The following is a 20,981-nucleotide window of genomic DNA, read 5'->3' as shown; positions in this document are numbered from 1 at the left end:
CGGCCTACTCGATGACGATGCGGGGGGCTGCGCGCGGGGCCGGGCCGCCGGTCAGGTTGGCCCAGAGCTTGGCGGCGATGCCGCGATAGACCTGCGCGTGCGGCCCGTCCGGGTCCACCGCCACCACGGGGCGGCCGGCATCGGAGGTCTCGCGGATGGTCATGTTCAGCGGCACCTCGCCGAGGAACGGCACCTCCAGGCGCTCGGCCTCGGCGCGGGCGCCGCCATGCCCGAAGATGTGCGAGGCAGTGCCGCAATGTGGGCAGATGAAGGTCGCCATGTTCTCGATGACGCCGAGGATCGGCACCGCGACCTTACGGAACATGGTGACGCCCCGGCGGGCGTCGATCAGGGCCAGATCCTGGGGCGTCGAGACGATGACGGCGCCGGAAAGCGGCGTCGCCTGCGCCATGGTGAGCTGGGCATCGCCGGTGCCGGGGGGCATATCGACCACCAGCACGTCGAGTTCGCCCCAGGCGACTTCGCGCAGCATCTGAGTGATGGCGGATTGGACCATCGGACCGCGCCAGATCATCGCCGTCTCGGGTTCGATCAGGAAGCCGATCGACATCACCTTGATGCCGAAGCCCTCCATCGGGGCGAGCAGGCGCTCCTCGATGACGCGGGGCTTGCCCGACAGGCCGAACAGCTTCGGCACCGAGGGTCCGTAGATGTCGGCATCGAGCAGACCGACCTTCAGGCCCTGCGCGGCGAGCGCGAGGGCGAGGTTGCAGGCCGTGGTGGACTTGCCGACGCCGCCCTTGCCGGAGGCGACCGCGACGATGTGGCGGACGCCCGGCAGGGCCGGGCCGGTGCGAGGCGGCGGGGCCGCCGCTGCGCGACCGGAGGCGGGGGGCTGGGGCGGCGGCGGCGTCTGGGCCGATTGGTTCGGGCCGCGCTCCGAGGTCAGGCTCGCGAACACGCCGGAGACGCCCGGTGTCGCCAGGAGCGCGCCCTCCGCCCGGCGCCGGATCGGCTCGAACCGCTCGGCTTCGCTCGGGTCGATCAGGATCGAGAACATGACCCGGTTGGTCGGATCCACCACCACCTGCGACAGGCGGCCGGAGGCCGGCAGGGTGGTCCCGGCCGCGTCCACGGTCACGGTCGAGAGCACCTTCAGGACGTCGTCACGGGTGATCGCCAAGGGGCCGGCTCCTTACCGCGTCCGGCCGAAACGGCTGGGGCGGGAGACTAACGGGGAAGCGCGGATCGTCCGGCGGCGGCCGTCCCATCCACGGGGAACCCATGCGACAGCACAGGCGCCGCCCGAGCGCAAGGCTTGCCCGGCCTCCCGGGGGCGAGACCGCGGGTCGCGGGTGGGCGCTGGCCGGATCGGGACGAGGGCGCCGGCATCATCCGCCAAGATCCGGGTTTCAGAGACTTCATTCAGATTTCGCTAGGCATGAGGCGAGGGGACGAGGGGGACTTTGCGTCCACCCGCCCCTCGGCAACGTTCGATAGGCCACATAAGGAGGGCGCCGGACGGCGGCCTCGCTCCTCTCAGGATCGACCATTCGTGTTTCATTGGTTGCGTTTTCGGTTTCCGACTTCGGTACGGGGCTCGCAGGTCCGTGCGCGCGGTGACGTCGCCGACGGCGACCTGACGATGAGCCGCACGCTGCTGCGGTTCTCGCGGCCCGTCTCGGCCCGCTTCGAGATCGACACCGGCCGGGAGCGGGCGCTGCATCTGCGCCGCACGATCCTGATCGGCCTCGTGTTCCACAACGCCTACAATCTCACGACGGCGCTGCTGATGCCCGGCATGCTGCCCCTGGCGATGGGCCTGAGACTGCTGCTGGTCACGCCGATCGGCCTGCTGCTGGCCTGGTCGGTGACCCGGATGTCGGGTCCGCGACGCGAGCGCATGGTCACCGCCACGATGCTGCTGGTGACGGCGGTGCCGATCCTGCTGTTCAGCCTCGAGCGCGAGACGGTGAGCGCCGTCTGCTACATCGAGTATCCGCTGATGATGGTGTTCGCCACCATGATGCTGGTGCTGCGATTCCCGCACGCTCTCATCCTCACCGGCCTCAGCGCGGCGGCGTCCTTCGCCAGCATCGGGCTGCGCTCGGACCTCTCGTCCGAACTCGCCCTCTGCCTCGCCTTCCAGACCCTGACCGGCAGCTTCTTCGTGCTCTACGGCAACCACCAGATCGAAGGGGTCCGGCGGCGGGCCTACCTGGTTTCGCTCCGCGAGATCCTGCGCTCGGCCGGCCTGGAGCAGGACCGGCGGGTGCTCACCGTCCTGTCCGAAACCGACGCCCTGACGGGCCTGGCCAACCGCCGCGCCCTGGATTCCGCCCTGGCCGCCACCGCCGGGGAAACCCGCGGAATCGCCCTGCTGATGATCGACGTCGATCACTTCAAGCGCTTCAACGACGCCTATGGCCATCCGGCGGGCGATGCCTGCCTGCGCCGGATCGCCGAATCCCTGTCCGGCGAGACGCGCAACGGCCGCGATTGCGTGGCGCGCTACGGCGGCGAGGAATTCTCGATTCTCATGCGGGGCTGCGATGCCCGGGCGGTCGACCGCGTGGTGCGACGGCTGCGGGCCGGCATTGCCGGGCTGGCCATCCCGCATGGCGGGCGCGGCGATGGCCACGGTCTCGTCACCGTGAGCATCGGGATCGCGGTCGCGGGATCGGGCCGGGCGACGTCGGCCGACGAACTTCTCCGCGAGGCGGACGGCGCCCTCTACGAAGCCAAGCGCCACGGCCGAAACTGTCACGTGGTGCGATACATCGGCGGGGCCACCATGATGCCGGAGGACCGGCGTCTCGGACGGCTCGGGGCGATGCGCCGCCAGCCGCCGCGCGTCACGCACCAGACCGCGGCCCCGACCAAGATGGCCTCGGCGACCAAAGTGGGCCCCCCGATCAAGCCCCCCGCGCTCGCCTCCGAAACCAATGCCGCCCTCGCCCGTTGAGGACACGATCCGGTTGCGTGCGAGCGCGCCGGGATGCCGTTCGACGAGTTGGAGATGACGATCCCATGCACCAGGGCAACCACCGCGACCACGAGGGCGCCAAGAAGCTGTTCGCCCTCATCAAGGAGGTCAAGGTCGCGATGATGACCACCGCCGACCAGGACGGGAAGCTCTACAGCCGCCCGATGTGGTGCCAGGAAGCCGATGAGAACGGCGACCTGTGGTTCTTCACCAAGCTGCATTCGCCCAAGACGGCCGAGATCAGCAAGGACAACCAGATCAACCTCGCCTATTCCGACCCGTCGAGCCAGACCTACGTGTCGATCGCCGGCAAGGCCGAGATCGTCACCGAGCAGGCGACGATCGACGACAAGTGGAGCGAGAGCCTGAAGACCTGGTTCCCGAACGGCAAGGACGACCCGGAAGTCGCCCTGATCCGCGTGCACCCCGAGAAGGGCGAGTATTGGGACAGCCCGAACGCCACGATGCTGCACGTCTACGGCTACGTGAAAGCCGCGCTGACCGGTGAATCCCCGAAGACCGAGACCAAGAAGGTCGATCTCGCCTGAGCGGATCCGCCGGCGTGACCAGAACGGGCGGCGTGCCGAGGGGCGCGTCGCCCTTTTTCGTGATGGCGCAGGGTCGCCCACCCGTCGCGCCCGGCGCCGCTCCTCATGCCTGCTCCGTGCGTGGCACGATTGACTTGTTGCCGGATGCCGTGCGCCTCTTCCGGCGCGCAGACGCCGGAGATCCGCGCCAGGGACCGTGATCCGAACCATGCTCGATCTGGCCACGCGGGTGTACAATCACAGCTTCAAGATCGACCCGATCGTCCGGTCTCTGCTCGACACCGATTTCTACAAGCTCCTGATGGCGCAGACGATCTTTCGCCGCCATCGCGACGCGCGCGTCACCTTCGGGATCCAGAACCGCTCGCGGCAGGTGCGCTTGGCCGAGTTCGTCGATGCGGGCGAGCTGCGCGAGCAGCTCGATCACGCCCGCTCGGTCCGCTTGAGCCGGGGCGAGTCGACCTGGCTGCGCGGCAATACCTTCTACGGCCAGCGCCAGATGTTCTCGGCCGACTTCATGGATTGGCTCGAGGGCTTCCGGCTGCCCGAATACGAGCTGGAAGCCCGGGACGGGCAGTACGTCCTGACCTTCCACGGCCCCTGGCTCGAAACCACCATGTGGGAGGTGCCGGCGCTCGCCATCCTCAACGAGCTGCGTACGCGCGGCGTCGTGCGCCATCTCGGCAAGCTCGACCTGCAGGTGCTCTACGCCCGCGCCATGACGCGGGTCTGGGAGAAGATCGAGCGGCTGCAGCGCCTGCCCGGCCTCTCCATCGCGGATTTCGGCACGCGCCGGCGCCACGGCTTCCTGTGGCAGGACTGGTGCGTCGAGGCGATGCACGAGGCCCTGGGCGACCGCTTCCTCGGCACCTCGAACTGCCTCATCGCCCTGCGGCGCGAGGTCGAGGCGGTCGGCACCAACGCCCACGAACTGCCGATGGTCTACGCCGCCCTGGCCGACGACGACGCGGGCTTGGCCCGCGCACCCTACGACGTGCTGGCCGACTGGCAGCAGGACTACGCCGGCAACCTGCTGGTGATGCTGCCCGACACCTATGGGACCACGGGCTTCCTGGCGAACGCCCCCGACTGGATGAACGCCTGGACCGGCATCCGCATCGACTCGAAGGAGCCGATCGCCGGCGGCGAGGAGGCCATCGCCTGGTGGCGCTCGCGCGGCTCGGACCCCCGCGAAAAACTCGCGATCTTCTCCGACGGGCTCGACATCGACACCATCGAGGCGATCCACGCCCATTTCCACGGCCGGATGCGCATCGGCTACGGCTGGGGCACCCTTTTGACCAACGACTTCCGCGGCCTCGTGCCGGATGGCCGCCTCGACCCGATCTCCATCGTCTGCAAGGTCATCGACGCCGACGGGCGGCCCACCGTGAAGATCTCGGACAATCCCTCGAAGGCGATCGGTCCGGCCGAGGCGATCGCCCGCTACACCCGGGTCTTCGGCGTCGACGGTCAGGCGGCGATGCCGGTTCTGGTCTGAGACGCAAGCCCGACTCCCAGACGCAAGCCCGACTCTCAGATGCGGGCCTGACTCCGAAATGCGAACCTGACTTCGAGACGCGAGCCCGCGCCTCAGGTCGCGGATTGAACGATCACCCCGTACCAGCCCAGTCCCGCATAGGTCTCGTAGCCCGGGGTGCGGTGGAAGGCGACGGTGCGACCGGTCCGCGGGTCGAGATCGGCGCCGCTGTCCCGTCCGGCGATGCCGAGCGGCAGGGTTTCTTCCAGCACGCCGCGCCCGTCCGAAGCGGCGATCACCCGCTGCCGGGCATCGACCAGCAGGACGCGGGTCCGCGCCCGGTCCTCGTCGGCGACGCGGACGCCCTCGACGATGGCGCGGGCCTGGGCCTGCCAGTCAAAATGGATCGCCAGAACGCCGATGGGCGCGGCCCGGCTGTTGCCCTCCTGGCGGATGCTGGCGCAGTAGGTGGCGACCTGCGCCCCGTTCAGGAGCGGCTGACACATGACGTCGGCGGCCACGTAGGCGTCGCCGTCGGGGAGGGCGGCCGCACGCTGGAACCAGGCCTGATCGGCAACATTGCGGCCCACGACGTCGGGATAGCGGTCCGGCCGTCCATGGGCCAGGACCTTGCCCTGGAGATCGCAGATCCACAGGTCGAGATAGACCGTGTAGGCATCCAGGATGATGCCGAGTCGGGCGGTGGCGTGATCGGACGTCGCGCGCGCCGGCGCCGCCGCGCAGGCGACCAGCGCGGCATCCGTCGCCCACCAGCGCACGTCGCAGGTCCGCTCATAGAGATTGCGGTCGATCAACTCGACCGCATTCAGGGCCAGGTCGATCAGCCGCGTCGTCTGCGACTCCTCCGCGAAGCTTTTGACCCGGACCTGCAGGCCGGCGATGCGGTTCGACAGCTCGACCTCGAGCGCCTTGGCGACGCTCTCGACCTCGGCACCGATCGCCCGCACCTCCTGCGCGACCACGGAGAAGCCTCGGCCCATCTCACCGGCCCGCGCCGCCTCGATCAGGGCGTTCAACGCGAGAATCTTGACCTGCCCGGTGATCGCCTGGATGCGGCGGCTCTTGTCGGAGGAGATGCGCTGCAGCGCGGCGATTTCCGTCGCGATGTCACGAAGGTTCGTGGCGTCGGACGCATCCGATCCGGGGGCCACCTCAATCGCCGCGTCGTACAAACCCGCCTCCAGTCATTCTGCCTGGTCGATCGCTCATCGAGCCTCCGACACGGGATAAGCGAACAAGTTTATCGTTCCCTTAAATGGCAATCTATCGTTGTTTTTCGGCGATGATACTGTGCCTCGGTGTTGTTCTTCCAAATACAGAAGACCGATATTCATTCTGATACGGAAAGGTGTCAGCCTCCGTCACAACGTCGATCCGGCTGCCCCAATCGGTTGCTCCCGCATCCGATCGCACAAAGCGCCTGACAACCTGAGATTTCGTCCGGTCGCTACCGAGTGAGATCTTCAGCTCATCACGCAAGAGCCTCGCACCTTCCCAAATCGGCAGCCCATCATCGACGAACCGTCCCGGCGCTCCTATCATGAACAGGTGCTTTACAGCCGCACCGCTTCCGCAGTCATGCGTCGGATGCAGGCCTTCCGCATGAGATCACGGTTTCGCGACGAGACGAACGGGTCCGAGGGATCGTTTTCGCCAAGCTCATCGTTCTTCGGGCAGCCTTCTCATCGCCGTAGCCCGGTCGACGGGAGCGCGCGCGTTGCGTCGAGAACCGGAATCGGAATGGCCCTGACATCGACCCCAAAGCCGTCCCTCGTCCCTCCGCGACCGACACGCATCGCGGCGGCCGCAACGCCGCCCCAGGCTCTCACCTCCCCGTTGATCGTCGCGGCCCTGATCATGGCCGGGCTCTATGTCGGACGCGACGTCCTGATCCCGATCGCCATCGCGATCCTGCTCTCCTTCGTGCTCGGCCCACTGGTGAACCTGCTGCGGCGCTGGCATTTCGGCCGCTTCCTGTCTGTCGCCACCTCGGTGGTCCTCGCGCTCGGCACTGCCGCAGCCCTGGCGACCCTGATCGGCGTCCAACTCGCCGACATCGCCAAGGACGTCCCGCGCTACCGGAGCACCATCGAGCGCAAGATCGAGGGCCTCAACGACACCCCCGCCGGGCGCCTGGCCGGCTACGTCGCGAGCATCGGCCGGACGATGCACGAGAGCCAGGAGGAGGCGAAGCCGGAGCCGAAGCCCGAAGTGAAGTCCACGGGCCCGAATCCCCAGGCCAATCCCGCCCCGCCCGACAAGGCGATCCTGGTCGAGGTGAAGGAGCGCGTACCGGGTCCGGTGACGCTGGCGGGCACGCTGCTCTCGCCGATCCTGCATCCCCTGGCGACCATCGGCATCGTGTTCGTGGTGCTGCTCTTCCTGCTGATGCAACGCGAGGACCTGCGCGACCGGATGATCCGGCTGGCCGGGTCCAGCGATCTCCACCGCACCACCGTGGCGATGGACGATGCCGCCAAGCGCCTCAGCCGCTACTTCCTGGTCCAGCTCGCCCTGAACGCCTCGTTCGGCCTCGTGGTGGGCGTCGGCCTCTACATTCTCGGCGTACCGAACCCGGTCCTGTGGGGCATCTTCTCGGCGCTGATGCGCTTCGTGCCCTACGTGGGCGCCTTCGTCTCGGCCCTGTTCCCCCTCGCGCTCGCAGCCGCGGTCGACCCAGGCTGGTCGATGGTGATCGGAACCCTGATCCTGTTCCTGATCCTCGAGCCCCTGGTCGGGCACTTCATCGAGCCGATGCTCTACGGCCAGTCGACCGGCATGTCGCCCTTCGCGGTCCTGGTCTCGGCCCTGTTCTGGACCTGGCTGTGGGGACCTGTCGGCCTGTTGCTCTCGACACCGCTCACGGTCTGCCTGGTGGTTCTCGGTCGCCACGTCGACAAGCTCGAATTCCTCGACGTGCTGTTCGGCGACCGGCCGGCCCTGACGCCGGTGGAGAACTTCTACCAGCGCATCCTGGCCGACGACCCCGAGGAGGCGCAGGAGCATGCCGACCTCATCCTGAAGAACTGCTCGCTCACCGCCTATTACGACGAGGTGGTGGTGAAGGGCCTCGAACTGGCGGCCCGGGACGCGGCCCGCGGCGTGCTCACCACGGACCAGAAGACCGACATCCGCACCAGCGTCGGCGGCCTGATCGCGGAGATGGCGGACCGCGACGACCTGCGCGGCGACACCGAGGCCAAAGCCGACCCGGACGCGCCGCGCCCGGAGCCGGTGCCGGAGACGTGGCGGCCCGCCGGCACGGTCCTGTGCGTGGCCGGACGCAGCTTCGTCGACGAATCCGCCTGCGCGATCCTGGCGCAACTGCTGGGCAAGCGCGGGATCGGCGTCCGGGTGGTGCCGTTCTCAGACGTTTCGCGCGCGAAGATCGCGGACCTCGATCCCGGTCCCGCCAAGCTCGTCTGCATCGTGTCGATGGCGATCAGCGGCGAGCCGACCCACCTGCGCCGGCTGACCGAGCGCCTGCGCCGGACGCTGCCCGACGCCCGGCTCATCCTCGGCCTGTGGCAGGCCGACGATGCCGGTCTCGACGAGGCGACCCGGCGCCGGGCCGTCGATGCCGACATCCACGTCTCCTCGCTGCGCGCCGCCGTGGACGCGGTGGTGGCCGCCGCCCATGGCGAGGTCATTCCTGCGCCGAAGGCCCCGGAACCGGAGGGCGAATTCGCCCGGGTGCAGCCGATGCCCGCCTGACGCCCTGCCGGAAGCCCTGCCGGAAGCTCTCCCTGAAGCCCTGCCGCCGGCATGGTTCTCCGGGGGCGATGTTTGGACTTGACCATGCCCCCTCGGGTCCGCTTCGCTGCGCCGCGTTTCTGAGGAGGACAGGCCGATGAGTGTGGTCGATCTCGCGCGGTTCATGGACGATCTTGCGGACGCCTCGGGGCAGGCGATCCTGCCGTTCTTCCGGGCTGCCTTCGGCATGGACGACAAGGCGCGGGGCGGAGCCGCCTTCGACCCCGTGACCGAGGCCGACCGGGCCGCCGAGGTGGCGATGCGCGGCATGATCCGCCGTCATTTCCCGACCCACGGCATTCTCGGCGAAGAGTTCGGTTCGGAGAATCTGGAGGCCGAGTGCGTGTGGGTGCTCGACCCCATCGACGGGACGCGCGCCTTCGTCTCGGGCCTGCCCACCTGGGGCACGCTGATCGGCCTGACCCATCACGGTGCGGCCGTGCGCGGACTGATGCACCAACCCTATCTCGGCGAGCGCTTCTCCGGCGACGGCGCCAGCGCCCGCCTGCGCTCGGCACGCGGCGAGCGCCAGCTCCTGACCCGGCGCGGCACTGCCCTGGATCAGGCCATCCTCGCCACCACCGACCCGCGCCTGTTCGCGCAAGGCGAAGAGCGCGAGCGCTTCCTCGGCCTCGAAGAGGCGGTGCGCCTCTCCCGCTACGGCACCGATTGTTACGCCTATTGCATGCTGGCGGCCGGGCAGATCGACCTCGTGGTCGAGGCCGGCCTGAAGCCCTACGACATCGTCGCCCTGATCCCGATCGTCGAGGGGGCCGGCGGCATCGTCACGACCTGGGACGGCGGCCCCGCCACGGGCGGCGGGCGCATCGTCGCCGCCGGCGACCGCCGGCTGCACGAGGCGGCCCTGCGCCACCTCAACCCCTGAGGCTTAGGCCTCGACCCGGTCCTTCTCGATCGGTTCGGAGGTGTCGGAGCCCGGCATGAAGGCATCGAAGGCGGCCCAGAAATCCTGGCGGATGGCGTCCCGCTCCGACAGGATCTCGTGGCGGGCATCGGGCAGCACCAGGATATGGCCGGCCCGGAGGCCGCGGGCGAAGCGCTCGGTGATATGCGTGCCGCAGACCGGATCGGCGCCGGCGGCGATGATCAGGGTCGGCAGGGTGATGCGTCCCGGAACGGCCGGATCGGCGAGGCGCTTCATCGCCCGGAAGGCGCCGGTGAGCCAGGCGATGCTCGGATCGCCCACCGCCCCGGCGCCGACGTCGCGTGCGGCGGCGGCATTGCGGGCATAGCGCTTCGGGTCCTGGCACAGGCGGTTGTTCCGGTACGGCTTCGTCGCCATCGAGACCGCCGAGCCGAACGGGATATAGGCGCGCCCACGTCCGATCGCGTGGAGGAGCCGGGCCAGTACCGCCGCGCCCGCGGGCCAGCGCACCATGCGGATCGACAGCATTGGCGCCACCGTGACGAGGCGCCGGAACGGCAGCCATCCGTCATGGGCGCCGGTCAGCGCGATGGCGCCGCCCATGGAATGGGCGAGACCCAGATGCGGGTGGGGCATCGACGGGCGCAGGATCGCCTCCTCGATCGCCTTCAGGTCGAGGCGGTAATCGTCGAAATGGGCGACGTGGCCCCGATGCGGATCGTCGGTCTGCCGCTGCGACTCTCCCTGTCCACGCCAATCGAAGGCGACGACGGCGAAGCCGCGCCCGCGCAGGTCGGTGATGGTCTCGTAGTACTTCTCGATGAATTCGGCCCGGCCCTGGAGCAGGCAGACCGTCCCTTTCACCAACCGGGTGGTGGGGCGCCAATGCGCGGCGCGCAATTCGATCCCGTCCTCGGTGCGCACCGCCTTCAAGGCACCGCCCGGCGGAACGGGATTGTCGGGGGTGGAGCGCAGGGTCAGCATCGCGGACGTCTCACGTCAGGAAAGGGGCTTAAAAATTTCGAGTGCGGGGCTGGTCGAGGCTCTTGCGAGCGTGGAGAGCCGCGCCAATATCACGGAGGCACCGGCCAATACGGCGGTGCGACTGGTCCGGCCCTCGGGCGGACCGAGACTGTGCATGTTGCTTCTTATGGAGAATATGTGATGCGTCAGTTCGACCTTGCTCCCCTGTATCGTTCCACCGTCGGTTTCGACCGCCTGTTCTCGGCCCTCGACCAGTTCGTCAGTGCCGATGCGGCGCCGACCTATCCGCCCTACAATATCGAGCGTACCGGCGAGAACGCCTACCGGATCACCGTGGCGGTGGCCGGCTTCACGGACTCCGATCTGTCGATCGAGGTCAAGGAGAATGCGCTGACTCTGAAGGGCGAGCGTCAGTCCGATCCGTCCAAGCCGGCGGAGTTTCTGCACCAGGGCATCGCGGCCCGCGCCTTCGAGCGCCGGTTCCAGCTTGCCGACTACGTGCAGGTGACGGGCGCTGCTCTCGAGAACGGTCTCCTTCACATCGACTTGGTTCGCGAGATTCCGGAAGCCAAGAAGCCACGCCAGATTCAGATCGCGACGACCCGCGCGTCCAACGCCCCCGTCATCGAAGGCGCCGTCCAGCAGGCCGCCTGACCGGCGATCGGCTCCGACGCAGGATGCGGTGAAGGGCGCTCCGGCCGCAAGGCCGGGGCGCTTTCATGGTTTTCAGAATCCGTCGTCGAGCCAGTCCCCGCGACTCGGCTCCCGGCAGCGATAGCCGACGAAGCAGCGCGGCGTGTCGCCGGCCGGCACGAAGGCCGGAACCGTGATTTCGGTGATCTCGCAGAAGCTGCGGTCACGTACGAAGCGGTCATAGGTCTGGCCGCCGGTTCCGAGCACGAGCCCGCCCTGGCGGTCGACCAATCCCTTCGCCTGTCGACAGGACATGGCAGTGGTCGAGGGCCGCTGCGCCAGCGACGGACCGGTGATCGTCAGGATCGCGCCTGCGAGGCAAACGACACGAAGGGTCCGGGAGCGGGTCATGCCGCGAGAACGCGATTGATGGTCCGGATGATCCCCTTCCGAGCCGTTCGGCCTGTCAGAGGTCGCCGAAGATCAGCTGACCCTGCGGGCTCGGACGCCGGACGGGAGCATTCGGCTTGGCACTCCTGGCGCGCTTGGCCCCCGGCTTCGCTGCCGCGCCCTGGACGGCGGGACGCTGGGCCGGGAGATCGGCGCGCAGCCGTGCCTTGGCCCGGTCGCGGGCGATCGCTTCCGGCGCGTGCGGATCGTCGTCGAGCCACTTGCCGCGCTTGATCACCTCGTTGACGCGGCCCTGATTGACCCCGACCTTGAAGGCGATCTCCTGCTGGGTCATGCCGGTGGAAGCGTGCAGTTCCAGGATCGCACGGGCGAGGTCCGGCGTCATCTTCTGCCCGGTGAGGCGGCGGGCCGGCTTGATCGTGCGCGTGGCCCGGTCGCGTTCCCGCAGACGTTCGAGCAGGGCGAGGGCCATGTGCATGCCGTGCTCGCGCAGGGACTCCTCGAATTCCTTCAACGTCGCCATTGTCGGCATCCTCATCGCCGCGGGGTTCCGTGAGGCCGGAACCGCGGCTGTTCTATCAACGCGACCGAAACGCCAGGGTTGCGCCGGACAGACGGTGAGGGTTGAGCCTCGTCGACCGCGTTGACAACGACCAACCTGCGCCATCCACCGGTATTCGCACCCGGAGCGGCGGTCCGACATCTGGAACTTGCTGGTCCGCGCCGGGCGGCTCCGCTTCGAAGCCCGCGCCCGGGTTATCCGGTCCGGTCGCCGCGATCGCCCGTGGCAACCGGCGCGGCATTCGGCTAAACCGCCGATCCTGCCGCGGTTTTCGAGGATCCCGCCCGATGATCAGCCCGATCGTTTCCGTCTCGCGCACCGGGCCGGCGCCCGGTACGCCTTCCCTGGTGGATGCCCTGGAGAACGGCGCGGTCCTGATGTTCCCGGATCTCGACTTTCCGCTGAACGCCTTCGAGCAGCGCTTCGTCGAGCGGCCCTTCGCAGATGGCAAGGCCAAGAACGTCAACATCCGGGGCGCCGCCGCCACCCTAAGGGGCGCCGCCGGCACGCCGGAGGAGCAGGAGGCCCTGCGTCAGGTCCTGATCCGCTACCAGGCCTTCGCCGAGGCGCTGATCGCCGAGCATCTTCCGGCCTATGCCGGCAAGGTCACGCTGGCCGGCACCTCGTACCGGCCCTTCGACGTCGACCGGCGCAAGCTGAGCTGGCGCCGCGACGACACCCGCCTGCACGTGGACGCCTTCCCGTCGAACCCGATCGGCGAGAAGCGCATCCTGCGCATCTTCCGCAACATCAATCCCAACGGGCAGCCGCGCCACTGGCGCGTCGGCGAGGACTTTTCCGCGATGGCGGAGAAATTCCTGCCGCGGCTGCCGGGCTATTCGCCGCTCTCCGCCCGGATGCTGGCGCTGCTCAAGATCACCAAGGCCCGGCGCAGCGAGTACGATCACCTCATGCTTCACCTGCACGACGCCCTGAAGCAGGACATGACCTACCAGGAGACGGCGCCGCAGGCCGACGTGCATTTCGCCCCCGGACAGACCTGGGTGACCTTTTCCGACCTCGTCATGCACGGGGCCATGGGCGGCCGTTACATGCTGGAGCAGACCGGCTACCTCGCGGTCGCCGATCAGGCCCGGCCCGAGCGCAGCCCGCAGCGCCTGCTCGCCAAGGCCCTCGGCCGCCCCTTACGCTGACCGCAACGCCCTTTCACGACCGGAGACCGACCCATGATCCTCGAAATCGCCCAGATCGACGTCAAGCCCGGCCTGGAGGCCGAGTTCGAGGCCGGCATCGCCGAGGCCGCCGCGATCTTCAAGGCCGCCCAGGGCTGTCGCAGCTTCGCGGTCCGTCGCTCCATCGAGAAGCCGCAGCGCTACCGCCTGCTCATCGAATGGGAGACCCTGGAGAACCACACCGTGGACTTCACCGGCTCCCAGGCCTGGAAGGATTACCGGGCGATGGTGTCGCCCTGCTTCGAGGGGCCCCCGAGCGTCGAGCACACCGAACTGACGCTCCAGGCGTTCTGAGCGGGTCTAGCGGCCGGACCCACGCACCAGCATCTTGATGCGGTCATCGAGCTTCCTGACCCGCTCGCGAATGCCGGCGGTGCTGCAGCTCGTGAGGGTTTCCCCGGCGAAGAACCCGAACTGCTTCTCCCGATCGCGGCAGGCCAGGACCGGCGGCAGGGCGAGCACGAGGCCGAACGGCGCGGCGAGCAGGAACAGGTTGAGGACGAGCGACGCGACCCAGCCGAGGGTGACGGTGCGGACCTCCGCTTCCTCGCCCTCGCGCGCGGCACGGTGGAAGGACCGCACCAGCCTGGGCCGATAAAGGGTATCGCGGAGTTGCGCCCCGCCGGACCGGGCCGTGGGCGGCGCGGTGTAGGGATCCGTGGCGTCCTCGGCTTCCGGCCGCAGCCCGTAGGGATCGTCGGTGAGCACGCCACCGGATTGAAGCTTCATCGCGACGTCCTCTCAAGATGCCGGGCGAGACCCCGAGGGCCGGTTCGACGCATCGATGTCTACCGGATGCTGTTCACGACGGTGCGGAGGTTGCCGTCCAGGTTGAGCACCCGGCCGGCGAAATCGCGTCGGGCGCAGGCCGTACTGCGCAGGATCTCGGGAACCCACGATCCGCGCGAGACACTCTGGCAATCCATCAGCAGGGTCGCGCCGAGCAGGATCGACATCGGCCCCAACATCAGCGCGAGCTTGAACAAGCGCAGGACGCCGAAGCCGCTCCGCCGTCTCCGGGCGGGACGCACGTCGCGCCGCCTCGGCGAGGCGGAGTGATCGGGCTCATCGTCCCCTTCGGCCTCGCGGGCGCCGAAGGTCTCCACGTAATAGGCTTCGAGCTTGCTGCGCTTCATCGGTAAGCATCCGCCGATCCGGCTGATAACGTCGTTGTGACCCCGTCATACCCGAGCTTGCGTCGAGGGCGGGCTAACATCCGCCCGGGGACTGCGTCAACGTCGGGTTGTGGTTTCCGAATGCTTGCCGGATCGAACCGTTCGAACCGGTTTCCGGTGACATCCGGCCACGGACTGCGTACCTAGGGACCGACATGTCCCACCGGTTCCCAGCGCCGCCACCGGTCGACCCTTACACGAGCGATCCTCGCCCATGATCCAACGCCCCCTGCGCATCGGCACGCGTGGAAGCCCGATGGCCCTGGCTCAGACCGGGATGGTCCGGGACCAGATCGTCGCCGCCAATCCCGGCCTCGAGACCGAGATCGTGGTGGTGAACACCGTGGCGGACCGCATCCTCGACCGTCCGCTGTCGGAGATCGGCGGCAAGGGGCTCTTCACCAAGGAACTGGAACAGGCGCTGTACGCCGACGTGGTCGACGTCGCCGTGCATTCGATGAAGGATGTCGAGACCTGGTTGCCGGACGGGCTCGTCATCGCCTGCATCCTGGAACGCGACGACCCGCGCGACGCGTTCCTGTCGCCGCGCGCCGCCGGCTTCGCCGATCTCGCCCCCGGCGCCCGGGTGGGGACCTCCTCCCTGCGCCGCGCGGCCCAGGTGCTGATGCGGCGGCCCGACCTGCGGATCGTGCCCCTGCGCGGCAACGCCAACACCCGGATGCGCAAGTTGGAGGAGGGCACCTGCGACGCCACCCTGCTGGCGCTCTGCGGCCTGGAACGCCTCGGCATGGCGGACATGGCGCGCAGCGTCCTCGACGTCGGCGAGATGCTTCCGGCCGTGGCCCAGGGCGCACTCGGCATCGAGTGCCGCGAGGCGGATGCCGAGGTGCGCGCCCTCCTCACCCCCCTGGTCTCCGCCCGCGCCACCGCCGAGCTGGATGCCGAACGCGGCCTTCTGGCCGAACTCGATGGGTCGTGCCGGACGCCGATCGCGGCGCTGGCCCGGATCGCCGGCGATACACTGGCCCTCGACGGTCTGCTGTTCCTGCCCGACGGCAGCGCCCATTGGGGCGTGCAGCGCGCCGGACCGGTCGCCGATGCGGCTCGGATCGGCCGCGAGGCCGGCGCCGAACTGAAGCGCGCGGCGGGCGACACCTACGCGCGGCATCTTCAGTAGGAACGGGGCCTTAGAAGGTCCCGGACGCCCTTCAGACGAGGCTGCGTTCGATCGCCTCCTCGTCGCAGACGATGCCAGCGGCGCGCACGTATTCGAGGCCGAGCGGATGGGTGAGGGCAGGGGCCGTTCCGGATTCGGTGAAGGCCTCCAGGAAGACCCGCATCACGTGCGCCACCGCGACCGGCGTGACCGAGCGCAGATCGTCGGCATAGTAGCGGCCGGCATTGGCGGTGCTGGTGACGATCTCGAAGGCGGGGAAGTAGACGGCGCGCGGCTCGGCCGCGACGATCTCCTCGGCGGCGACCCGCAACGCCGCCTTGCTGTAGGTGTTCGAGACCAGCACGTGCCGGTCGGCATAGGTGGCGATCAGCGGCACCGGCGACACCGTGAGGATCACCCGCGCGCCCGGGTTCACTGCGAACAGGCGCGCGAGGAAAGCCAGCATGTCGTCGCGCACGTCGCCCGCCCGCGCATTCACGAAGGCGTAGGTCTCCGGGTCGAAGCTGCCGCCGATGACGCCGGGAGCGACGGGCAGCATCGCGCCGTCCGGCCGGTGCATCCAGCCCTCGGTCAGCCCGAGGGTGAAGACGAAGACGTCCAGGGTCTCGAACATCGCCCGCACCGCGGCGAGATGCGTCGCGCGCGCGGTCTCCAGGGCCTCCGGATCGGGAAAGCCGTCCGGTTCGATGCCCGGACGGAACGGGTCCACGAGGCGCCCGTCCGGGCGCGTCCAGGCCGCGAGGGCCGGTGTGTAGGTCCCGTAAGCGCGATCGAAGAGCTGCAGCAATTGGCGGGCGGTGTAGACGTTGCCGTACCGGGCCGAATAGGTGCCGTATTGCCGGTCGGCCGCGATGTCGGGGGCCAGCCCCTCGGGCGCCGTCTCGGCGAGGTAATGCCCGAAGCCGGCCTCGGTCAGGGCGCGGGCGACGTGCTGGGCGAAGCACGAGCCGGCCGTCGCCACCCGGGCGTCTCGCGCGATGGTGAAGCGCTCCGACGGCCCCGGGGCGAGGGCGAAGGGTGGCACCCCGGCCACCACCTTGCGCCAGAATCGCTCGGCCGGTAGATCGGCGTAAGGGTTCATCACCACGGCGGCATCTCCATCCGATCGCTCACGCATCTGCCGCGCACCACCACTCCGTCGGGTTCCCTCGCGGCGCGGGTCGCACCCCTGGCGCGCTCGGTCTCATCGTTGAGATCCTGGGCGGGAGCATGGCGCAGGGCGGCCCCCTCCGTCGATCCGACCCGCACCGGTCCGCGCCTCGCCGTGCTGGGCAATTGCCAGGCCGAAGGGGTCGCCCAGGCGCTACAGCTGATGGTCCCGACCGCTCGCGTCGCGCTGATCCCCCTGGGGCGTCTCACCCGGCACTACGGAACCCTCGATCGCCTGCGCACTCACCTGGACGCTTTCGATCACGTCTTCACGCAGTTCTTCCCCACGGGCTTCGTCGAGGGCGGCAACGTCCACGCCCTGGCGGAGGGCGACCCACGCGTCCGCCTGTTCCCCACCATCCTGTTCCCCGGCTACCACCCCGACATGGTCCATGTCGGCGATGTCGGCGCGCTCTCCGCAGCGCACCTCGTGCGCTCGCCGGTCGGCCCCTACCACTCGGCCATCATCCTGTGCGCCTATCTCGAGGGCCTGAGTCCGGCGGACACCGCGGCCCTGTTCCGGGATTCCACCTACGCGCAGCTCGGCTATTACGAAGCCTGGAACGAGGCGGCGGCCTACCTCCTCGGCGGCGGCCGCGACATGGTCTTTCCGCTGGAGGCGGATCTTGCCCGGTGGTCACGCCGCGGCTGCTTCATGCATGTGCTCAACCACCCCAAGCTCTTCGTGCTCGCCGACATCGCCCGCCGCCTCGCCAGCGAAGCCGGGCTCGCGCCGGTCGACGTGCCGGTGGAGGATTACCTGCCCGACGAACTCGCCGCCGACGTCGTCTGGCCGCTCTATCCGGATTTGGCCGCGCGCTACGGCCTGCCGGGAACGATGGTGTTCAAGGACAAGGCCCGCGGCGCGGCCTTCCCGAAGCTCTACGACCTTCCGGCGTTCGTCGCGGCGAGTTTCGCGATCTATCGGCGGCACGATCCAGCGGCGCTCGCGTGCACCCGCGTCGAGGCCTGGCGGGCCGATCCGGCGGTCCGGGCGATCTTTCGGGCCTGATCGCCGGGGCTCAGGCCAGCGCGGCGCGGGCGTCCGCGCTCCGGTCGGCCGGCCCCGTCCGCATCAGAGCGCCGGTCAGATCCACCACATCCTGGATGCGAAACGGTTTGCCGAGAAAGACGCTGTCCGGCACGGCGCGCCGGTCGCTGCAGCCGCTGGTCGAGGTGTAGATCACCGGGCAGTCCGGATTGAACTGCCGGAAGGCGTCCGCGACCGTCCAGCCGTCGATGAGGCCCGGCAGGTTGATGTCGGTGAGCAGGAGCGCGAACCCGCCCTCGGGACTCGCAGGCTGGGTCCCAGCCCGCCGGATCGCGGCGATTGCGGCCTCGCCGCTGGAAACAGACACCACGGCAATGCCGCTCCGCTCGCAGAGGCCAGTGAGCATGTCGAGGAGCAGGTAGTTGTCCTCCACCATGAGGACGTGACGGTGTCGCATCGATCGCACCAGAGGCTTTGCACCCCCGACTTGGTCCGATATTGGTTAAGTGACGATCAACGGATGCAGTGTTTCGGCGAAGTCGCGATTATGGCGTCGTCGTGGCTTCGGCAAAAACGTGGCCACAGGACTTCTCGGAACGCCCCCATGCCGGATCATCCGCTCCCCGAAGCCGGGACGTCCCCGGCGCGGTCCGGGTCGGTCGCTGCGATGCGCCCGGTCTACGATCCCGGGACCCTGACCGAACTCGAAGGCATCTTCGGCCGTCCGCGGCTGATGGACCTGCTCGACCGCCTCAGGACGGAGATCGCCCAGCGCCTGAGGGCTCCGGCCTCGGACCGGGCCACCCTCGGCCACGATGCCCACACGCTGCTCTCGGTGAGCGGGTCGCTCGGCTTCAACGAACTGTCCGGCCGCTGCGCCGAGATGGAACGGGCCTGCCTGCAGGGCGCCGACCTGACGCGGCCGCTCGCCGCGGCACAGGCGGCCGCCACCAACGCGATCGCAGCGATCGAGACCCTTCGGGATCGCCCCTGACGCGACTTAGACGAAGACGGATCGCAGCGGGCGTTCTGGGCGGCACCTCAGGTTCAGTCCCGCCTGTTGCCGCTGCGCAACAGCCTGATCCTTAACGGTGGCGGCCCGGCCGATGTGCTGCCGATGTCCTGCCGATGCCGCAATCGCGCGCGATTCCGAACCGTGTCGTCCGGGTCGACCTCCGGTCCTTCTGCGACGCGTTCGGGTCCGCATCCCAGCAATCTGGCCGGATTCGGAAAGGGTTGCTCAAGGTTGACGGAACCTTCGCTTAACCGAGATCGACTAAGAACCGCCCATGCGGCCCCGAGGGGGCCCCACGAGGCGCCGTCGCCCCGATTGTGATCGATTTGGCGGCACTGCCCGAGGAGAACAGGATCATGTCCATGACCGCGCGCTTCCGCGTGTTTCCGCTGGCGGCCGCCCTCTGCGCCGCTCTCAGCGTCGCCGCCTGTACCAATGACAAGGATCTCGCCGACGCGTCCGGGTTCGGTGCCGGTGGCGGCGGCCTGAACGGCGGCGCCAATACGCCCGGCAGCGCCCAGGACTTCGTGGTGAACATCGGCGACCGCGTGTTCTTCGAATCGGACTCCACCGACCTGACCTCCACCGCCACCGCCACCCTCGACAAGCAGGCGAACTGGCTGCAGCGCTACCCGCGCTACACCTTCCTGATCGAGGGCCACGCCGACGAGCGCGGCACGCGCGAGTACAACTTCTCGCTCGGTGAGCGGCGCGCGCAGTCGGTCAAGGATTATCTCGCCTCGCGCGGCATCGCGGGCGGACGCATCCGCACGGTCTCCTACGGCAAGGAGCGTCCGGTGGCGGTCTGCAACGACATTTCGTGCTGGTCGCAGAACCGCCGCGCCGTCACCGTGCTCGACCGGGGCGCCGGTTCGTAAGCCACCGGACGCCCCGTCGCCGTGCCGCGCGTGCGGCGACGGGGTCTCGTATTCGCCAAGGCACAACGCTTCGAAAAATCGCCGGGCAGGTCGGGCGGGCCGCACCGGGCCGCATTTTTGCCGTGCGGCACGGCATTTGGTATCGGACGGATTCTGTTCCCGGGACAACGCCCTCGTCCTTTGACCACCGGTAACCACCGCCATGCTTGCCCGCCTCCTCCGCGCAACCCGCCTCGCTGTCGCGACGGGCCTCGTCTCGGGACTTCTGCTGTCGGGATCTCCGGTGCCGTCCCAGGCGCAGGATGCGTCGGACTTCGTGGTCCGGCTCAACCGGCTGGAGAATCAGTCGCGTCAGACCGCCGGGCAGATCGAGACGCTGCAATACGAGAATCGCCAGCTCAAAGAGCAGCTCCGCAAATTCCAGGAGGACGTGGAGTTCCGGCTTCAGGAGATGAAGGGCGGACGCCCAAGCGCCCCGGCGGGCACCAATCCGGCCGCGGCCAAGCCGCAGAAGCGCAGCGACGCCTTCGATCCCGACCAGAACCCCGGTCGTCCCGGCGCCCCGATGAAGCTCGGGACCACGACGCCGACCGCGCCCGTCGCCGAGGCGCCGCGCATGCGCAGCGTGCCTCCGACGGTCGTGGATTCCGACGACGACGAGCCCGGCCTGACCCCGCCCGGCCTCGGCGGCCCGGTGGACCTGACGCCGCCGGCGCGGGTTCCCACCACGGGCGCGCTGCCGAATCCGCCGCGGCCCGGCAGCGTCGCCGCCACCGGATCGGGCGATGCCCGCGCCGACTACGAGACCGCCTACGCCTACATCCTGCAGCGTCAGTACGAGCAGGCGGAGATGGGCCTGCGTCAGTTCATCCAGTCCCATCCGCGTGATGCACTGGTGCCGGCCGCGACCTACTGGCTCGGCGAGAGCTACCTGCAGCGCAACCGCAATCGCGAGGCGGCCGAGCAGTTCCTAAAGGTCTCGACCGATTACGCCCGTTCGGCCCAGGCGCCCGACGCCATGCTGAAGCTCGGCGCCTCGCTCAACGCGCTCGGCGCCCGCGAACAGGCCTGCGCGACCCTGGCGGAACTGGAGCGGAAGTTTCCCTCGGCCAGCGCCAGCGTCCGCCAGGGCGTGAGCCGCGAACAGAAGCGCGCGCGCTGCGCCGCCTGACCATCGCGCCGGAGACGGTCGAGGCCGCGATCCGGCCCTGGCTCGG

At 69.1% G+C, this 20,981-nt stretch carries 22 protein-coding genes; 13 read left to right on the top strand and 9 right to left on the bottom strand.

Annotation, left to right across the window (positions count from 1 at the left end):
- Nucleotides 1-4: 4 nt before the first annotated feature.
- Nucleotides 5-1,144, bottom strand: a complete 1,140-nt coding sequence (locus ACV7NL_RS18840) for an Mrp/NBP35 family ATP-binding protein (RefSeq protein WP_056482217.1) — start codon at nucleotides 1,142-1,144, stop codon at nucleotides 5-7.
- Between the two features lie 462 nt (nucleotides 1,145-1,606).
- On the opposite strand from ACV7NL_RS18840, the gene ACV7NL_RS18835 reads away from it, so the two are divergent.
- From ACV7NL_RS18835 to ACV7NL_RS18825, 3 genes are all read left to right on the top strand, one after another.
- Nucleotides 1,607-2,926, top strand: a complete 1,320-nt coding sequence (locus tag ACV7NL_RS18835; RefSeq protein WP_247635505.1) for a GGDEF domain-containing protein — start codon at nucleotides 1,607-1,609, stop codon at nucleotides 2,924-2,926.
- Nucleotides 2,927-2,991: 65 nt separating this feature from the next.
- A complete protein-coding gene (locus tag ACV7NL_RS18830; RefSeq protein ID WP_056184098.1) occupies nucleotides 2,992-3,495 on the top strand; it encodes a pyridoxamine 5'-phosphate oxidase family protein in 504 nt (167 codons plus the stop codon).
- Between the two features lie 208 nt (nucleotides 3,496-3,703).
- The gene (locus tag ACV7NL_RS18825; protein WP_463356476.1) at nucleotides 3,704-4,996 is read left to right on the top strand and encodes a nicotinate phosphoribosyltransferase; all 1,293 of its coding nucleotides are present in this window, start codon (nucleotides 3,704-3,706) and stop codon (nucleotides 4,994-4,996) included.
- Nucleotides 4,997-5,088: 92 nt separating this feature from the next.
- Here ACV7NL_RS18825 and ACV7NL_RS18820 read toward each other — a convergent pair whose 3' ends face one another.
- Nucleotides 5,089-6,168 (bottom strand): methyl-accepting chemotaxis protein, encoded by a 1,080-nt coding sequence (locus tag ACV7NL_RS18820; protein WP_056184094.1) that lies wholly within the window; start codon nucleotides 6,166-6,168, stop codon nucleotides 5,089-5,091.
- A 568-nt stretch (nucleotides 6,169-6,736) separates the two neighbouring features.
- Here ACV7NL_RS18820 and ACV7NL_RS18815 point away from each other — a divergent pair.
- Together ACV7NL_RS18815 and hisN are read left to right on the top strand one after the other, a co-directional pair.
- Nucleotides 6,737-8,710 carry an AI-2E family transporter gene (locus tag ACV7NL_RS18815; protein ID WP_463356475.1) on the top strand — a complete coding sequence of 658 codons (1,974 nt, stop codon included), beginning with the start codon at nucleotides 6,737-6,739 and terminating at the stop codon, nucleotides 8,708-8,710.
- 136 nt (nucleotides 8,711-8,846) lie between these two features.
- Nucleotides 8,847-9,635, top strand: coding sequence for a histidinol-phosphatase (gene hisN / locus ACV7NL_RS18810; protein WP_463356474.1), 789 nt, complete (start codon nucleotides 8,847-8,849; stop codon nucleotides 9,633-9,635).
- Between the two features lie 3 nt (nucleotides 9,636-9,638).
- On the opposite strand, the gene ACV7NL_RS18805 is transcribed toward hisN, so the two are convergent.
- On the bottom strand, nucleotides 9,639-10,619 hold the full coding sequence (locus tag ACV7NL_RS18805; protein WP_247635509.1) for an alpha/beta fold hydrolase: 981 nt from the start codon (nucleotides 10,617-10,619) through the stop codon (nucleotides 9,639-9,641).
- A gap of 180 nt (nucleotides 10,620-10,799) precedes the next feature.
- Between ACV7NL_RS18805 and ACV7NL_RS18800 the strand changes: the two genes are divergently transcribed.
- Complete coding sequence (locus tag ACV7NL_RS18800) at nucleotides 10,800-11,273, top strand: Hsp20 family protein (RefSeq protein WP_247635510.1); 474 nt, start codon at nucleotides 10,800-10,802, stop codon at nucleotides 11,271-11,273.
- Between the two features lie 72 nt (nucleotides 11,274-11,345).
- Here the strand turns inward: ACV7NL_RS18800 and ACV7NL_RS18795 are convergent, their stop codons facing one another.
- Both ACV7NL_RS18795 and ACV7NL_RS18790 read right to left on the bottom strand, forming a co-directional pair.
- Nucleotides 11,346-11,663: a hypothetical protein gene (locus ACV7NL_RS18795; protein ID WP_463356473.1), complete on the bottom strand. Its 318-nt coding sequence runs from the start codon at nucleotides 11,661-11,663 to the stop codon at nucleotides 11,346-11,348.
- A gap of 55 nt (nucleotides 11,664-11,718) precedes the next feature.
- Nucleotides 11,719-12,186, bottom strand: a complete 468-nt coding sequence (locus ACV7NL_RS18790; protein ID WP_463356472.1) for an RNA polymerase subunit sigma-70 — start codon at nucleotides 12,184-12,186, stop codon at nucleotides 11,719-11,721.
- Nucleotides 12,187-12,512: 326 nt separating this feature from the next.
- Here ACV7NL_RS18790 and ACV7NL_RS18785 point away from each other — a divergent pair, with 326 nt between their 5' ends.
- Nucleotides 12,513-13,379, top strand: a complete 867-nt coding sequence (locus ACV7NL_RS18785) for a Kdo hydroxylase family protein (RefSeq protein ID WP_463356471.1) — start codon at nucleotides 12,513-12,515, stop codon at nucleotides 13,377-13,379.
- A gap of 33 nt (nucleotides 13,380-13,412) precedes the next feature.
- Complete coding sequence (locus ACV7NL_RS18780; protein ID WP_463356470.1) at nucleotides 13,413-13,712, top strand: antibiotic biosynthesis monooxygenase family protein; 300 nt, start codon at nucleotides 13,413-13,415, stop codon at nucleotides 13,710-13,712.
- A 6-nt stretch (nucleotides 13,713-13,718) separates the two neighbouring features.
- Here the strand turns inward: ACV7NL_RS18780 and ACV7NL_RS18775 are convergent, their stop codons facing one another.
- On the bottom strand, nucleotides 13,719-14,147 hold the full coding sequence (locus ACV7NL_RS18775) for a hypothetical protein (RefSeq protein WP_463356469.1): 429 nt from the start codon (nucleotides 14,145-14,147) through the stop codon (nucleotides 13,719-13,721).
- A gap of 59 nt (nucleotides 14,148-14,206) precedes the next feature.
- Complete coding sequence (locus ACV7NL_RS18770; protein ID WP_056184072.1) at nucleotides 14,207-14,554, bottom strand: hypothetical protein; 348 nt, start codon at nucleotides 14,552-14,554, stop codon at nucleotides 14,207-14,209.
- Between the two features lie 253 nt (nucleotides 14,555-14,807).
- Here ACV7NL_RS18770 and hemC point away from each other — a divergent pair, with 253 nt between their 5' ends.
- Complete coding sequence (gene hemC, locus ACV7NL_RS18765; protein ID WP_056184069.1) at nucleotides 14,808-15,731, top strand: hydroxymethylbilane synthase; 924 nt, start codon at nucleotides 14,808-14,810, stop codon at nucleotides 15,729-15,731.
- A gap of 31 nt (nucleotides 15,732-15,762) precedes the next feature.
- Here the strand turns inward: hemC and ACV7NL_RS18760 are convergent, their stop codons facing one another.
- Nucleotides 15,763-16,812, bottom strand: coding sequence for a GSCFA domain-containing protein (locus ACV7NL_RS18760; RefSeq protein ID WP_463357169.1), 1,050 nt, complete (start codon nucleotides 16,810-16,812; stop codon nucleotides 15,763-15,765).
- Nucleotides 16,813-16,920: 108 nt separating this feature from the next.
- On the opposite strand from ACV7NL_RS18760, the gene ACV7NL_RS18755 reads away from it, so the two are divergent.
- Entirely contained in the window at nucleotides 16,921-17,892 is a 972-nt protein-coding gene (locus tag ACV7NL_RS18755) for a WcbI family polysaccharide biosynthesis putative acetyltransferase (RefSeq protein WP_463356468.1), read from the top strand.
- Nucleotides 17,893-17,902: 10 nt separating this feature from the next.
- Here ACV7NL_RS18755 and ACV7NL_RS18750 read toward each other — a convergent pair whose 3' ends face one another.
- Nucleotides 17,903-18,328 (bottom strand): response regulator, encoded by a 426-nt coding sequence (locus ACV7NL_RS18750; protein ID WP_056482263.1) that lies wholly within the window; start codon nucleotides 18,326-18,328, stop codon nucleotides 17,903-17,905.
- Between the two features lie 147 nt (nucleotides 18,329-18,475).
- Here ACV7NL_RS18750 and ACV7NL_RS18745 point away from each other — a divergent pair, with 147 nt between their 5' ends.
- From ACV7NL_RS18745 to ybgF, 3 genes are all read left to right on the top strand, one after another.
- Complete coding sequence (locus tag ACV7NL_RS18745) at nucleotides 18,476-18,865, top strand: Hpt domain-containing protein (protein WP_082503801.1); 390 nt, start codon at nucleotides 18,476-18,478, stop codon at nucleotides 18,863-18,865.
- A gap of 377 nt (nucleotides 18,866-19,242) precedes the next feature.
- On the top strand, nucleotides 19,243-19,764 hold the full coding sequence (pal, locus tag ACV7NL_RS18740) for a peptidoglycan-associated lipoprotein Pal (protein ID WP_056184345.1): 522 nt from the start codon (nucleotides 19,243-19,245) through the stop codon (nucleotides 19,762-19,764).
- 202 nt (nucleotides 19,765-19,966) lie between these two features.
- Nucleotides 19,967-20,935 (top strand): tol-pal system protein YbgF, encoded by a 969-nt coding sequence (ybgF, locus tag ACV7NL_RS18735; protein WP_463356467.1) that lies wholly within the window; start codon nucleotides 19,967-19,969, stop codon nucleotides 20,933-20,935.
- Nucleotides 20,936-20,981: the final 46 nt, after the last annotated feature.

The organism is Methylobacterium sp. Ger2507, from assembly GCF_055231875.1.
This window is presented reverse-complemented; position numbering and strand designations above follow the sequence as displayed.

Bases quoted from the DNA above. Each gene is read 5' to 3' on its own strand.
- ACV7NL_RS18760 (WP_463357169.1), bottom strand. From the start codon at position 16,812: ATGAACCCTTACGCCGATCTACCGGCCGAGCGATTCTGGCGCAAGGTG.
- hisN (WP_463356474.1), top strand. From the start codon at position 8,847: ATGAGTGTGGTCGATCTCGCGCGGTTCATGGACGATCTTGCGGACGCC.
- ACV7NL_RS18825 (WP_463356476.1), top strand. From the start codon at position 3,704: ATGCTCGATCTGGCCACGCGGGTGTACAATCACAGCTTCAAGATCGAC.
- ACV7NL_RS18835 (WP_247635505.1), top strand. From the start codon at position 1,607: ATGAGCCGCACGCTGCTGCGGTTCTCGCGGCCCGTCTCGGCCCGCTTC.
- pal (WP_056184345.1), top strand. From the start codon at position 19,243: ATGTCCATGACCGCGCGCTTCCGCGTGTTTCCGCTGGCGGCCGCCCTC.
- ybgF (WP_463356467.1), top strand. From the start codon at position 19,967: ATGCTTGCCCGCCTCCTCCGCGCAACCCGCCTCGCTGTCGCGACGGGC.
- ACV7NL_RS18780 (WP_463356470.1), top strand. From the start codon at position 13,413: ATGATCCTCGAAATCGCCCAGATCGACGTCAAGCCCGGCCTGGAGGCC.
- ACV7NL_RS18795 (WP_463356473.1), bottom strand. From the start codon at position 11,663: ATGACCCGCTCCCGGACCCTTCGTGTCGTTTGCCTCGCAGGCGCGATC.
- hemC (WP_056184069.1), top strand. From the start codon at position 14,808: ATGATCCAACGCCCCCTGCGCATCGGCACGCGTGGAAGCCCGATGGCC.
- ACV7NL_RS18745 (WP_082503801.1), top strand. From the start codon at position 18,476: ATGCCGGATCATCCGCTCCCCGAAGCCGGGACGTCCCCGGCGCGGTCC.
- ACV7NL_RS18770 (WP_056184072.1), bottom strand. From the start codon at position 14,554: ATGAAGCGCAGCAAGCTCGAAGCCTATTACGTGGAGACCTTCGGCGCC.
- ACV7NL_RS18775 (WP_463356469.1), bottom strand. From the start codon at position 14,147: ATGAAGCTTCAATCCGGTGGCGTGCTCACCGACGATCCCTACGGGCTG.
- ACV7NL_RS18830 (WP_056184098.1), top strand. From the start codon at position 2,992: ATGCACCAGGGCAACCACCGCGACCACGAGGGCGCCAAGAAGCTGTTC.
- ACV7NL_RS18805 (WP_247635509.1), bottom strand. From the start codon at position 10,619: ATGCTGACCCTGCGCTCCACCCCCGACAATCCCGTTCCGCCGGGCGGT.
- ACV7NL_RS18750 (WP_056482263.1), bottom strand. From the start codon at position 18,328: ATGCGACACCGTCACGTCCTCATGGTGGAGGACAACTACCTGCTCCTC.
- ACV7NL_RS18785 (WP_463356471.1), top strand. From the start codon at position 12,513: ATGATCAGCCCGATCGTTTCCGTCTCGCGCACCGGGCCGGCGCCCGGT.
- ACV7NL_RS18790 (WP_463356472.1), bottom strand. From the start codon at position 12,186: ATGGCGACGTTGAAGGAATTCGAGGAGTCCCTGCGCGAGCACGGCATG.
- ACV7NL_RS18815 (WP_463356475.1), top strand. From the start codon at position 6,737: ATGGCCCTGACATCGACCCCAAAGCCGTCCCTCGTCCCTCCGCGACCG.
- ACV7NL_RS18800 (WP_247635510.1), top strand. From the start codon at position 10,800: ATGCGTCAGTTCGACCTTGCTCCCCTGTATCGTTCCACCGTCGGTTTC.